The following is a 12,373-nucleotide window of genomic DNA, read 5'->3' on the forward strand; positions in this document are numbered from 1 at the left end:
GCGTCAGTTACGTTGCAGGGTTTTCAGATACGCCACCAGATCGACGATTGGCTGACTTGTCAGGATAGGCTGGCCATCTTCGGTTTTCATCGACGTGTCCTGCCCGTCGAAATACGGCCCGTAAACCGGCATCGGGCTTCCGTGGCTGACCAGTGGATCACGACCGTCGATCCGGGCAACAACGCGCGCGGTTGGAAAACCACCCCCTGTCGCCAAGCCCGTCAGGTCGGTCGGCTGAATGACCAGAACCCCGGCCATCGGACCTTGGCCGGTGGCATCTATGCCATGGCACGTCGCGCAATAGTGCTGATACAATTCCGCGCCCGTTTGCGCATCCTGCGCCGCGGCGCTGTGTCCGGCGAACATGAGCAAGGCAGATACAGTTCCGAGCTTTGACCACTTCATCGCATCCTCCTGTCAGCATTGGCATTTACAGGCTTGCCCGAGCCGCGGCTTGGCGCAATGATCCAGATCAACGAGGCAGGAGGGTTCGGGCCATGACACAATACGCAGCCATCATGCTGGCCGCAGGGATCGGTGTTCCCATTCTGGCCGCATTGAACGCGGCGCTTGGCAAGCTGATTGGGTCGCCCACCACCGCTGCCGTGGTCCTGTTTGCCATCGCCTTTGCCGCGTCGGCCCTGGTGATGCTGCTGTTTCCCGGATTTGAGGCGCTGTCCAAGGTGGCGCAGGCCCCCAAACACCTGTTGCTGGCAGGCGTTCTGATCGCGTTTTACGTGCTGTCGATCACCCACGTTGCCCCGCATTTCGGGGTCGGAAATGCCGTCTTCTTCGTTCTGCTGGGTCAGTTGATCAGCACAGCCGCGATTGACCATTTCGGGCTGTTCGGCGCTCAGATAACGCCCCTGACATGGATGCGCGCTGGTGGGATTGCCGTGATGGCCGTTGGCGTGGCGATCACTCAGCTGGCTTGAGAACGCCGCCTTCAAGCCGCACCATCCGGTCCATACGCGCGGCAAGCTCCATGTTGTGTGTGGCGATCAGGGCAGACAGGCCCTCATCCCGCACCAGCACCATCAACGCATCGAACACCTGATCCGAGGTCTCGGGGTCAAGGTTCCCGGTTGGCTCATCTGCCAGCAGAACCTTCGGCTTGTTCGCCAGCGCGCGGCAGAACGCCACGCGCTGTTGTTCGCCGCCCGACAACGCCGCCGGGCGGTGGCTGGCGCGTGGGGCCACGCCGACGCGGTCCAGCAGGTCCATGGCCCGCTCCTGCGCCGCTTTTTCAGAGACGCCGTTGGCCAGTTGCGGCAGGGTGATATTTTCCGACGCTGTGAACTCGGGCAGCAAATGGTGGAACTGATAGACAAAACCCACATCCTGCCGCCGCAAGGCCGTTCGCGTCCGATCGCCCTTGCCGCTGACATTCTGCCCGCCGATCTCGACCTGGCCGTCATCCGGCATGTCCAGAAGGCCCGCGATATGCAGCAGGGTGGATTTGCCAGCGCCCGACGGCGCAACCATCGCCACCGCCTCCCCCGCGCGCAGGACCAGATCGACGCCGCGCAAGACCTGCACCTCGCCCGGAGTGCCTTGCAGATAGGTCTTGGTCAGGCCCTTCAGTCGCAATGTCACATCATTCATAGCGCAGCGCCTCAACCGGGTTCAGCCGCGCCGCGCGGCGGGCGGGGAAATAGGTGACGATGAAGGACAGGCCCAGCGACAGGGCCACAGCCTTGAGCACGTCGCTCAGGTGCAGTTCGGCTGGGAGGGCGTAAATGCCCCGAATGGACGGGTCCCAGACGCCGCCGCCCATCACATAATTCACGAAGGAGAAGATCGGATCGATATAGATCGCGAACAGGCAACCCAGGATCACGCCCATCACGGTTCCGATGATGCCGGTGAAGGCACCGCAGATGAAGAACACCCGCAGGACCGAGCCCTCGCTCAGGCCAATGGTGCGCAAGATGCCGATGTCACGCCCCTTGTTCTTGACCAGCATGATCAGGCCCGAGACGATGTTCATTGCCGCAATCAGTACGAGGATCGACAGGATGATGAACATCACGTTGTCCTCAACCTCAAGCGCGCGCAGGAACCCGCCCGAGGCGTCCTGCCATGTCCAGATCTGGCTGCGCTGGCCCGACGCTTCGAGGATGGGGATCAGGATCGGGCCCAGCGTTTCAGGTTGGGTGACCATCACCTCGATTTCATCCGCCACGCCCTCGCGGTTGAAGAACCCCTGAGCTTGGGAAAACGGCATGTAGACGCGGGTGCGGTCAATGTCATAGCGCCCGGCGGAAAAAACATAGACCACGCGATAGGCATTGACGCGCGGTGAGGTTCCAAAGGCGGTTTTCACCCCGTTGGGTGAGGTCAGCTTGACCGTATCCCCCACAGTGGCCCCGATGCTGCGCGCCACGCCCGAGCCGATGGCGATCACGTCCTCTCCGGTCTGAAACAGGGACAGATCCCCCGCCGCCTGTTCGGCTTGCGCAATGCCCGGCAGGTCCATCAGGTCATCGGGACGGATGCCAAATACCTCGACCCCGCTGCTGCGGTCGCGGTTGGTGATCAGCACCTGACCTTTGACCAAAGGCGCAGCCTGTTCGACGCCCGGCACCTCAGCGATCCGCGCGGCCCGTTCCTCATAGTCAGCCATGGTTCGGACCGGGCGGCCCTGCGCGTCGATCTCGCCCGAGGAATACACGGTGACATGCGCGTTGGCCCCAAGGATCGTGCCCACGAACTCGGCCCGGAACCCGGACCGCACCGCCAGGGTCGCGATCAGGGCAAATACCGCCAGAGTGATCCCGATCAGCGAGATCCACGTCATCACGCTGACGCCCCCCTCGGCCCGGCGGGCCCGAAGGTATCGCCACGCGATTTTCCATTCGAATGGGGCAAAAGGCGGGGGTGTCTTGGCCATGCCTGCTCCGGTCTTGTTGTTTGGCGGCGACCCTTTCGGCATTTCGCGCGATGGTCAAGCCGCTTATGGGCGTGTCGGTCCCGGCAGGCGAATTCGGCGTGAAAAACCCCAATATCGAACCGAATCAGTACCGGCTGTCGGACAGTGCGCTCAGATAAAAAGTGATATTGAAATCAAAGACTACACTATTGGTTGTGACGACCTTCACAGACCGCGCGCCATTGTTTCAGCTATGAAGTCAATATCGGCATTGCGTGATCGACTGAACTCAAAATGCCACATATAGTAAGCAATATTATTTCGCTTTTTGCTTATTTTCAGAAACTTTGTCACCCTGCTTGCGGGGGAACACATTTCAGAGCGGGGGTCGCTCAATGAATATTCACAATACACCGGAAGGGTTGGACCCGATTTTGGTCCGCGCATCATCAACGGAATTGGATTGCGAAACGGCCGCGTTGCTGCGGGCCGCGATCCGGCCAATCTTCGCAAAAGCAGCAAGCTGGGGCAGCTTGGCGGATCGGCTAAGGGAAAAGGGCTATCGCCTTGCCTTTCTCAAAGGCCGCCTTTGCATCACAGATCGGACAACCGGTCAGCGCGTCTGCGGGATACGGTTTCTGGGCTTTGAGCTGAAAGAACTGGTCAACCGGCTGGGCCGCCCCATCGTGGTTGCACGCGGCAATCAGGCGGATGGCGAGCTGCTGATCGCCCGCCCTGCGTCGGCGCGGTTGTAACACCGCGCCAGCATTGATCGAGGCCTATCGCCGTGGTCAGGCGATACCCTGATAAATTTCAGCGATCTTGGTAACAGCCGCCTCGGGGCTTAGTTCTTCGCTTTCGCCGGTCCGGCGGCTGGTCAATTCAACCACACCGTTTTTCAAACCACGCGGTCCGACAGTGATCCGCCAGGGCAGACCGATCAGGTCCATCGTGGCAAACTTGCCCCCGGCCCGTTCGTTGCGATCATCATAGAGCGGCTCAAGGCCTAGTGCCGTCAGCGCGACGTAGAGTTTCTCACAGGCCGCATCCGCCTCTTCATTGCCCTGCTTCAGGTTGACGATCCCGCAATGGAACGGGGTCACGCCTTCGGGCCAGATGATGCCCTTGTCGTCATGGCTGGCCTCGATGATCGCACCGATCAGGCGGCTGACGCCGATACCGTGGCTGCCCATATGTACCGGAACCGGCTTGCCATCGGGGCCCTGAACGGTCGCGCCCATGGCCTCGGAGTATTTGGTGCCGAAATAGAATATCTGGCCGACCTCGATCCCGCGCGCAACGCGGCGGCGATCTTCGGGGACCTCGTTGAACAGCGCCTCGTCATGGGTTTCATCGGTGCGCGCGTATTTCGAGGTGAACTCTTCCAGGATCGCCTGACATTGGTCGCGGTTGTCATAGTCGATCTCCCGATCCCCAAAGGTCAGATCGGTCACTGCGCTGTCATAGAAAACCTCGGACTCGCCAGTGTCGGCCAGTACCAGAAATTCATGCGTGTCGTCGCCGCCAATGGGACCAGAGTCCGCGCGCATCGGGATTGCTTGCAGACCCATGCGTTCATAGGTGCGCAGATAGCTGACCAGATGGCGGTTATAGGCGTGCAGCGCGTCCTCTTTCGTCAGGTCGAAATTGTAGCCGTCCTTCATGTAGAACTCGCGCCCGCGCATAACACCAAAGCGCGGGCGGATTTCGTCGCGGAACTTCCACTGGATCTGGTACAGCGTCAGCGGCAGGTCCTTGTAGCTGCTGACATGGCCGCGGAAGATGTCCGTCACCAGTTCTTCGGCTGTGGGTGTATAGAGCATGTCGCGGCCATGGCGGTCCTGCATCCGCAACATCTCCTGACCGTAGTCGTCATACCGCCCGGACTCGCGCCACAGGTCCGCCGATTGCAGAATCGGCATCTGGATCGCGATATGACCCGCGCGCGCCTGTTCTTCATGCACGATGTTTTCCAGCTTGCGCAGCACTTTGAAGCCCAGCGGCAGCCAGGAATAAATCCCGGCGGCGGCCTGCTTGATCATCCCGGCGCGCAGCATCAGCCGGTGGCTGACGATCTGAGCCTCGGAGGGGTTTTCCTTGAGAACGGGCAGAAAGTAACGGCTGAGGCGCATGGGTGGACCTTCAAAGGTGAATTTGGACTTCAAAGGTCATTATTCCAAAGCCCCGCCGGGGGCAATCGCGCATTGGCGAATTTGCGACCCCAGACCTGTCGGTTTTTGATTGACCCGCCAGTCAGGGTTTTCAATTGTGACAGGAATGTAAAACCCATGAGGCGCCGATGCAGACGATTCAGGAACCCGCCCGCCAAATCCCTGTTGTTCACCAGACCGATATTCTGGTCGTCGGCTCAGGCCCTGCCGGGCTGGCGGCTGCGTTGGCGGCGGCGCGGGCGGGGGCCGAGGTGTCTCTGGTCGACCGGTTCGGCTGCATGGGCGGCAATATCACCGCCGTGGGGGTCGAGGGGTTCGCCTGGTATCGCCACGAACAGACCGTCGAAGCCGGCGGTATCGGCATGGAGTTCGAAACCCGCGCCAAAGAGATGGGCGCGGCAGTGCCCGAAAGCCAATCGCTGAGTTATGAGCTGGACAGCGAAGGCTTCAAGCTGGTGGCTGACAAACTGGTCGAAGAGGCGGGCGTGCATCCGATGCTGCACCGTCAGTTCGTCGCCCCGATCATGGACGGCGACCGGATCACCGGCATCATCACCGAATCCAAAGCCGGGCGTGAGGCAATTCTGGCCAAGGTGGTGATCGACGCCACAGGCGACGCGGATGTGGCCCATCGCGCCGGAGCGCCCACGCATAAGACTCCGCGCGAAGACATGATGGCCGCCTCGGTCATGTTCCATCTGGCAGGCGTCGACAAGCGCGCGTTCATGGAAGGCGTCAAGGCCGACCCCCAGACCTACAAGGACTGGGGCGGCGGTGGTGAGTGGAACATCGAAACCAGCGGAAAAGAGGACGACATGTTCTCGCCCTTCGTGCACAAGCCGTTCCAGCAGGCCATCGATCAGGGCCTGATCCCGCCGCATCTGAACACCATCGCGGGCACATGGGGCGCGATGCATGACACGGGTGAGTTGACCTATATGAACCTCATCCATCTGGCTGAGGTCGACGGCACAGATCCCGACAGCCTGACAAAGGGTGAGATCGAAGGCCGACGCCAGTCGATGCTGGCCATCGAAGCCTTGCGCCGGTTTATGCCGGGATGCGAAAACGCGCGGCTTCGGAACTTTGGCATGACCATCGGCATCCGCGACACCCGCAAGATCGACGCGGTTTACAATATGACCGAGGATGACGCCCGTTATCAGGGCCGGTTTGAGGACACGATCGGCGTCTACCCCGAATTCATCGACGGCTATGGCATCCTGATCCTGCCCACCACGGGGAGGTATATGCAAATCCCCTATCGCTCGATGCTGCCCAAAGGGATCAAGGGCCTGCTGGTCGCCGGGCGCTCGCACGGTGCGGACCGGGTGGCCCATGCGGCCACGCGCAACATGGCCTGCTGTGCGGTGATGGGTCAGGGCGCGGGCATTGCGGCCGTGCTGTCGCTGAAAAGCAATCAGGAGCTGGATCGGTTGAATCTGACCCCCGTGCATACCGAATTGGAACGTCAGGGCGTAAGGATCAACTGATGGATACAATCCCGACCATAGATATCTCGGCACTGGCCCACCCGGACAGCCCGGAATACAAGGCAACGGCGCAACAGATACTCGACGCCTGTGTTGGCATCGGCTTCTTGTCGATTACCGGGACGGGCGTGTCGCAGGACAGCGTCGATCAGGTCCGGCAGACGGTGCGCAAGATCTTCGACCTGGAAGAGAGCCGCAAATGGGATCAGGCAATCACGCGCGAAAACTATCGCGGCTACATTCCGATGGGGTTTTTCACCCCGAATGACGGGTCGGGCAAAGCTGACAAATACGAAGGCTACAAGCTGCATCATGAAGTCCAGGAAGACGCGGAAATCCGGCAGGCCTGTGCGCTGTATGGCCCGAATATCTGGCCGGACCATACGCCCGAGGCGCGCGGGGTCATTCTGAACTATTGGTCCCAGTTGGACCACGTGACCGACCTGTTGCTTGGCGCGCTTGAAACTGGCCTGAACCTGACACCGGGGCAGTTGCAAGACGCATTTCGCGATCCGTTGACCAACATGACCCTGCTGCACTATCCGCCGCAAGCCGCAGAAGAGGATGGGTATGGTATCCATCCGCACAAAGACACCGACGCGCTGACAATCATCGCCCCCGACCCGGTTGGCGGGCTGGAGGTGCAAACCCGCGAGGGCGGTTGGATCACACCTGACTGTCCCGAAGGTGGCTTTGTCGTCAATATCGGCGACATGTTAGAGCTGTGGTCAGGCGGGCGGTTGAAATCGACACCGCACCGCGTCGTCAATCGATCCGGCAAGGAACGGTACTCGTTCCCGTATTTCGCCGTCCCGCGCCATGACGTGGTGGTCCAGCCGCTGCTGCCCGCCCTGCCCGGCTTTGATCGCCCGGCCGTGCATTGCGGTCATTGGTCGGCGGAAATCTGGCGCACAAACTGGCCGGACGAGGCGGCGACAAGCGACACTCCGGAATTGGGGACGCTGGCGGATTAAGCGCCGAAATCTGCATGTCATGAACCGCTTGCATCATGTGTCGGTATAAGCGAAGAACATCCCCGACGGTCTAAACACGAGGACGACCATGGCGCTTCCGGTAAAGGATCAACTGAGATACTGGGGCTTCGCCGCAGCGATTTTCATTCTGATCCTGTGGGCCTTGGGCGACGTCCTTCTGCCTTTTGTGATTGGCGGTGCGATTGCCTATTTCCTTGATCCGGTTGCCGACCGGCTGGAAAAGCTGGGCCTGTCTCGGGTTGCGGCGACCGGCATCATAACCGTTGTCGGCGTTCTGGGATTCGTCCTGATGATCCTGATGGTCGTCCCGGCCCTGATCACGCAACTGCTCGAGCTGGTCGATATCCTGCCCAGCCTGTTCAAACAATTGCGCGGGTTCATCGAACAGCAGTTCCCATCGCTGCTCGACCGCGAATCCAGCACCCATCAGATGCTGGTCTCATTCGGCGAAACCCTGAAATCGAAAACCGGCGACGTGCTGGAAACGGTGCTGGCCTCGCTGGGATCGGCCATCAACATCGTTGTTCTGCTGGTCATCGTCCCGGTTGTCGCGGTCTACCTGCTGCTGGACTGGGACCGTATGATCGCCCGTATCGGAGAGCTTCTGCCCCGCGATCACGCCCCCACAATCAAGCGGCTGGCCGGTGAGATCGATGCGGTTCTGGCCTCATTCGTACGCGGTATGGGCACGGTCTGTTTAATCCTGGGCACCTACTACGCAGTTGCCCTGATGATTGTCGGCCTGCAGTTCGGGCTGATCGTCGGCTTTATCGCCGGGCTCGTCACCTTCATCCCCTATCTGGGCGCGCTGATCGGGGGCACTCTGGCCATCGGGCTGGCCCTGTTCCAGTTCTGGGGCGATTGGGCCCATATCGGTCTGGTTGCCGGGATTTTCGCGCTGGGTCAGGTGACCGAGGGCAATTTCCTGACGCCCAAACTGGTCGGCAGTTCGGTTGGGTTGCACCCGGTCTGGCTGCTGCTGGCCCTGTCGGTTTTTGGCGCGCTGTTCGGTTTTGTCGGGATGCTGATCGCTGTACCTGTCGCCGCAGCCTTGGGGGTTGTGGCGCGGTTCGGCACATCGCTTTATCTTGACAGTCGCCTTTACACCGGCCTGGAAAGCCCGGATCAGGAAGACAAATAAATGGCTCGACAACTGAGCTTTGATCTACCAGCCATAACCGCGCTGGGGCGCGAGGATTTCTTTGTCTCGCCCTCAAATGCGCTGGCCGTGGCGATGATTTCGGCCTCATCCTGGCCCGGCAACAAACTGGTGCTGAGCGGCCCCGCAGGCGCGGGCAAAACCCATCTGGCACATGTCTGGGCCGCCGAAACCGGGGGACGTATCGTGTGCGCGGCGGATCTGCACCATGACGAGGTGCCGGAACTGGCACGCTCGGCCATCGCGGTCGAAGACGTGCCGGATATTGCGGCTGATATCGAACAGCAAAAGGTCCTGTTTCACCTGCACAATCTGGTCCTTGCCGAAGGTCACGCCCTGCTGATGACCGGCCGCCTTGCGCCCCGGTTCTGGCAATTGCCGCTGGCCGATCTGCAAAGCCGGGTCGAGGGCGCGCATCACGTCGCACTTGATCCCCCCGATGACGCGCTGTTGGGCGCGGTGCTGGCCAAGCTGTTTGTGGACCGCCAGCTGAACCCGGGCCCCGAGGTTATTGCCTATCTGGTCAAACACATGGACCGCCGCTTTGAAACCGCAGCGGACGTTGTGCAACAACTGGACCAACTGGCGCTGGCCGAAAAGCGCGAAATCACGCGGTCGCTGGCCATCCGGGTTCTGAACACGGACCAATACGAAATGGATACTGGCGATTGACCGGGCACCGGGGATTTCGCATCTTACGACTGGAATATCTGGAAGACACATGGATCAGACCGTCGAAACCGACATCCCGGATTGGGGCCCCTTCGGTAAACCTCTGTTCGATGACCCGGGCAGCCGCGCGCTGTCGCGGGTGGGGGTCGTCGATGTAGGGTCCAACTCGGTCCGCATGGTGATCTTTGACGGCGCGGCGCGCTCGCCCGCCTATTTCTACAACGAAAAGGTTATGTGCGAGCTTGGCGCCGGCCTGTCCGAGACCGGCAAGCTGAACCCGCGCGGGCGCGACCGGGCGCTGGCAGCGTTGCGCCGGTTCCAGCATCTGGCCCGCGATCTGGACCTGCCCGGCCTTCATGTCGTTGCCACCGCCGCCGTGCGCGAGGCAAAGGACGGCCCGGATTTCTGCGCCCAGGTCAAAGCCGAAACCGGCCTGCATGTGGCCGTGATCGACGGCGGGGAAGAGGCGCGGCTGTCCGCCCAGGGCGTGCTATTGGGCTGGCCCGGGGCCTATGGGCTAATCTGCGATATCGGCGGATCCTCGATGGAACTGGCCGAGATTGGCGACGGGCAAGTGGGTCGCCGTGTAACCTCGGACCTTGGCCCCCTGAAACTGCGCGACATCAAGGGCGGGCGTCGGGCGCGCAAAGCACACATCAAGGGCACGATGGAAGACCTGCGCGCGCAGCTAGGCCAACAGCGCGACCGCCTTTTTCTGGTCGGCGGCAGCTGGCGTGCCTTTGCCCGGCTGGACATGTTGCGGCGCGGCTACCCGCTGAATGTCATGCACGAATACCGCATGACCACCAAACAGGTGCGCGAGACGATCAAGTTCATCGAAGCCAATGATCACGACAAGCTGCGCAGTCAGGCTGGCGTGTCCAGTTCCCGGATGGCTTTGATCCCCTATGCAATGGATGTTCTGGCCCGCCTGATCCGAACCTTCAAACCCAAGGATATCGCGATCTCAAGCTATGGCATCCGCGAGGGGTTGCTGTACGAACAAATGTCGCAGGAAATCCGCGACCGCGACCCGCTGATCGAGGCCAGCCGGTTTTCCGAATCCAAAGACGCGCGCCTGCCGGGCTTTGGGCGGCACCTGTATGACTTCGTCATGCCCCTGTTCAAATCCGCCCCGCCCGCGCGGGTTCGGCTGATCAAGGCGGCGTGTCTTTTGCACGACGTCAGTTGGCGCGCGCATCCCGATTACCGGGCCGAGGTGTGTTTTGACTATGTCACCCGCGCCAATCTGGGGGGGCTGAAACACTCGGAACGGGTCTTTATCGGCCTCGCCTTGCAACACCGCTACCGCAACAAACGCGAAGGCAACCGGTTCGCACCGTTTTACGAGTTGCTGGACGAGCAAGGGCAAAAACAGGCTGAGATTCTGGGCAAGGCGATGCGGTTCGGCGCGATGCTGTGGATGCATAACGATGCCAATATGGGACGGTTGCGGTTCTATCCCAAAAAACGGCAGCTTGACCTTTTCCTGCCCAAAGCCGCGGGCCCTCTGTTCAACGAAGTGGCCGAAGCGCGGCTGAATTCGCTCTCAAGCGCGCTGAAATCCGAGGCGCGGGTGATCATCAAAGGTTAAGCACGAAACGCTTCAGATATCCGTGCCTTCGTCAGGGGTTTCTTCCTCGGTTTTCGGCTCCTCTGGCGCGTCCTGAGTTGGCTTCTTGCGGATGATAATATCGCCATTTGGCAGTATTTCGGGCGCTTCATAGGCGCTCCAGTCCTTGACCTCTGCGGCAAGTTCCGCCAGCGCGGGGCCCATTTCTTCCAGAAAGGACTGCATCGCCGGGCCGAAGGTTTCTGCCATACCCAACCACTCGTCCAGTGCAGGCTCCATTTCCTTGCGCAAGCCTTCCAGGAACAGTTCGGCCCCTTGCTCCATCAGGGATTTGCTGTCCTCTTCCTGCGCGAACGCAGATGTACCAATGCCGGACGACAAGGCGGCGATGATCAGAATGTGTTTCATGTCAGAAATATAGGCACCGGGGTTACGTGAGGGAAGATCACAGATCGATATCCAGCGTGACCGGGAAATGGTCCGAGGCTGTCAGCAACGCCTCGCGCAATTCCGGGTTCGACCAACAGGTCGTGTCACGAAACGGATGCCAGATGCGCCAGGCCGGGCGGCGGGCGCGCAGGTCCTGGCTGATCATGATGTAATCCAGCAGCGCCTCAAGGAACTTCCCCTCTTTGGGCCGCGCAAACCGCGCGGTTGAGGGGACCGAGCCCGGTCGCGGGCCATGTGCCGTCACCGCATGCGGATCAAACAGGCCCGCCTGCAGCAAGATTTCGACCGAGGATCGCCCGAACAGATGTTCGAATTCATCCAATCCCGGCCCGTCATTGAGATCCCCCAGCAGGATCACCGGTTCCTGCACCTCGACATGCGCCTCGACCCGTCGGGCCAACCAGATCGCCTGTGCCAACTGTTTGCGCCGGTTGGCAATCGAGATCCGGATCGCTTCGTCGCGCGATTCCGCCCCATGCGGTGCCTTGGATTTCAGATGCGCCCCGATCAGACGAAATTCAAACCCGGCCTGTGTCTGGATCGACAGCTCCATCGGCGGTTTCGAAAAGCGCACCACATCTTCGGTGGCGTCCACATCCAGATCGATGCGGAAATCGCCATCAAAACGGGGCGTATGAGCATCGCCCCGAGGATCGTGTCGCGCAGTCAGGACTCCGGGATCATACAGCAACGCCAGTTCCTGATGCGTATCGTTGGCAAACCCCATGATCGCATGACTGGTTCGCAGATCGAACGCTTCGGCAAACTGTTGCAACGCCCGCACGGTGTTCTGTTTGCGTCCGGTGTTCGGAGCCTCGACAATCAGGATCGCATCCGCATCCAGCGCAGTCAGAACCTTGGCAATCGCTTCGACCTGCTGCGCCTTGGTCACGTCGTGCCGCCCGGACCAACTGTCATCCACGATCAGCGCGTCGTTCTTGTCGAACAGATTGGCGAACCATTCGATATTGTAGGTCGCCAGCCGCAT

Annotated in this window: 13 protein-coding genes; 7 read left to right on the forward strand and 6 right to left on the reverse strand. The window is 60.8% G+C overall.

Annotated elements, in window-relative coordinates; translation table 11 throughout:
• Positions 1-3 precede the first annotated feature (3 nt).
• Entirely contained in the window at positions 4-405 is a 402-nt protein-coding gene (locus ACR0LW_RS12725; RefSeq protein ID WP_480882855.1) for a c-type cytochrome, read from the reverse strand.
• Positions 406-497: 92 nt separating this feature from the next.
• On the opposite strand from ACR0LW_RS12725, the gene ACR0LW_RS12730 reads away from it, so the two are divergent.
• Positions 498-935, forward strand: coding sequence for a DMT family transporter (locus ACR0LW_RS12730; protein ID WP_170633984.1), 438 nt, complete (start codon positions 498-500; stop codon positions 933-935).
• On the opposite strand, the gene ACR0LW_RS12735 is transcribed toward ACR0LW_RS12730, so the two are convergent.
• Both ACR0LW_RS12735 and ACR0LW_RS12740 read right to left on the reverse strand, forming a co-directional pair.
• Complete coding sequence (locus ACR0LW_RS12735) at positions 919-1,605, reverse strand: ABC transporter ATP-binding protein (protein ID WP_480781598.1); 687 nt, start codon at positions 1,603-1,605, stop codon at positions 919-921. The genes ACR0LW_RS12730 and ACR0LW_RS12735 overlap by 17 nt on opposite strands.
• On the reverse strand, positions 1,598-2,893 hold the full coding sequence (locus ACR0LW_RS12740; protein ID WP_480882856.1) for a lipoprotein-releasing ABC transporter permease subunit: 1,296 nt from the start codon (positions 2,891-2,893) through the stop codon (positions 1,598-1,600). Before ACR0LW_RS12740 ends, ACR0LW_RS12735 begins: the two co-directional genes overlap by 8 nt.
• Before the next feature lie 374 nt (positions 2,894-3,267).
• Here ACR0LW_RS12740 and ACR0LW_RS12745 point away from each other — a divergent pair, with 374 nt between their 5' ends.
• Positions 3,268-3,627 carry a hypothetical protein gene (locus ACR0LW_RS12745; RefSeq protein ID WP_480585175.1) on the forward strand — a complete coding sequence of 120 codons (360 nt, stop codon included), beginning with the start codon at positions 3,268-3,270 and terminating at the stop codon, positions 3,625-3,627.
• Positions 3,628-3,663: 36 nt separating this feature from the next.
• Here ACR0LW_RS12745 and proS read toward each other — a convergent pair whose 3' ends face one another.
• Positions 3,664-5,004, reverse strand: a complete 1,341-nt coding sequence (gene proS, locus ACR0LW_RS12750; RefSeq protein WP_480882857.1) for a proline--tRNA ligase — start codon at positions 5,002-5,004, stop codon at positions 3,664-3,666.
• 167 nt (positions 5,005-5,171) lie between these two features.
• Between proS and ACR0LW_RS12755 the strand changes: the two genes are divergently transcribed.
• The 5 genes from ACR0LW_RS12755 (at position 5,172) to ACR0LW_RS12775 (ending at position 10,956) form a co-directional block, all read left to right on the forward strand.
• On the forward strand, positions 5,172-6,536 hold the full coding sequence (locus ACR0LW_RS12755) for an FAD-dependent oxidoreductase (RefSeq protein WP_480585172.1): 1,365 nt from the start codon (positions 5,172-5,174) through the stop codon (positions 6,534-6,536).
• Positions 6,536-7,510, forward strand: coding sequence for an isopenicillin N synthase family dioxygenase (locus ACR0LW_RS12760; RefSeq protein ID WP_480882858.1), 975 nt, complete (start codon positions 6,536-6,538; stop codon positions 7,508-7,510). Before ACR0LW_RS12755 ends, ACR0LW_RS12760 begins: the two co-directional genes overlap by 1 nt.
• A gap of 88 nt (positions 7,511-7,598) precedes the next feature.
• Positions 7,599-8,672 carry an AI-2E family transporter gene (locus tag ACR0LW_RS12765; RefSeq protein WP_170633992.1) on the forward strand — a complete coding sequence of 358 codons (1,074 nt, stop codon included), beginning with the start codon at positions 7,599-7,601 and terminating at the stop codon, positions 8,670-8,672.
• Positions 8,673-9,362 carry an HdaA/DnaA family protein gene (locus ACR0LW_RS12770; RefSeq protein ID WP_480882859.1) on the forward strand — a complete coding sequence of 230 codons (690 nt, stop codon included), beginning with the start codon at positions 8,673-8,675 and terminating at the stop codon, positions 9,360-9,362.
• A 49-nt stretch (positions 9,363-9,411) separates the two neighbouring features.
• Complete coding sequence (locus ACR0LW_RS12775) at positions 9,412-10,956, forward strand: Ppx/GppA family phosphatase (RefSeq protein ID WP_170454869.1); 1,545 nt, start codon at positions 9,412-9,414, stop codon at positions 10,954-10,956.
• Positions 10,957-10,968: 12 nt separating this feature from the next.
• Here ACR0LW_RS12775 and ACR0LW_RS12780 read toward each other — a convergent pair whose 3' ends face one another.
• Both ACR0LW_RS12780 and ACR0LW_RS12785 read right to left on the reverse strand, forming a co-directional pair.
• Entirely contained in the window at positions 10,969-11,343 is a 375-nt protein-coding gene (locus ACR0LW_RS12780) for a hypothetical protein (protein WP_480882860.1), read from the reverse strand.
• Positions 11,344-11,380: 37 nt separating this feature from the next.
• On the reverse strand, positions 11,381-12,373 hold the full coding sequence (locus ACR0LW_RS12785; RefSeq protein ID WP_480882861.1) for an endonuclease/exonuclease/phosphatase family protein: 993 nt from the start codon (positions 12,371-12,373) through the stop codon (positions 11,381-11,383).

This window comes from Ruegeria sp. N4, from assembly GCF_056531425.1.

Excerpts from the sequence above, each read along its gene's own strand:
- ACR0LW_RS12725 (WP_480882855.1), bottom strand. The coding sequence starts at position 405 with ATGAAGTGGTCAAAGCTCGGAACTGTATCTGCCTTGCTCATGTTCGCC.
- ACR0LW_RS12730 (WP_170633984.1), top strand. The coding sequence starts at position 498 with ATGACACAATACGCAGCCATCATGCTGGCCGCAGGGATCGGTGTTCCC.
- ACR0LW_RS12735 (WP_480781598.1), bottom strand. The coding sequence starts at position 1,605 with ATGAATGATGTGACATTGCGACTGAAGGGCCTGACCAAGACCTATCTG.
- ACR0LW_RS12740 (WP_480882856.1), bottom strand. The coding sequence starts at position 2,893 with ATGGCCAAGACACCCCCGCCTTTTGCCCCATTCGAATGGAAAATCGCG.
- ACR0LW_RS12745 (WP_480585175.1), top strand. The coding sequence starts at position 3,268 with ATGAATATTCACAATACACCGGAAGGGTTGGACCCGATTTTGGTCCGC.
- proS (WP_480882857.1), bottom strand. The coding sequence starts at position 5,004 with ATGCGCCTCAGCCGTTACTTTCTGCCCGTTCTCAAGGAAAACCCCTCC.
- ACR0LW_RS12755 (WP_480585172.1), top strand. The coding sequence starts at position 5,172 with ATGCAGACGATTCAGGAACCCGCCCGCCAAATCCCTGTTGTTCACCAG.
- ACR0LW_RS12760 (WP_480882858.1), top strand. The coding sequence starts at position 6,536 with ATGGATACAATCCCGACCATAGATATCTCGGCACTGGCCCACCCGGAC.
- ACR0LW_RS12765 (WP_170633992.1), top strand. The coding sequence starts at position 7,599 with ATGGCGCTTCCGGTAAAGGATCAACTGAGATACTGGGGCTTCGCCGCA.
- ACR0LW_RS12770 (WP_480882859.1), top strand. The coding sequence starts at position 8,673 with ATGGCTCGACAACTGAGCTTTGATCTACCAGCCATAACCGCGCTGGGG.
- ACR0LW_RS12775 (WP_170454869.1), top strand. The coding sequence starts at position 9,412 with ATGGATCAGACCGTCGAAACCGACATCCCGGATTGGGGCCCCTTCGGT.
- ACR0LW_RS12780 (WP_480882860.1), bottom strand. The coding sequence starts at position 11,343 with ATGAAACACATTCTGATCATCGCCGCCTTGTCGTCCGGCATTGGTACA.
- ACR0LW_RS12785 (WP_480882861.1), bottom strand. The coding sequence starts at position 12,373 with ATGCGGCTGGCGACCTACAATATCGAATGGTTCGCCAATCTGTTCGAC.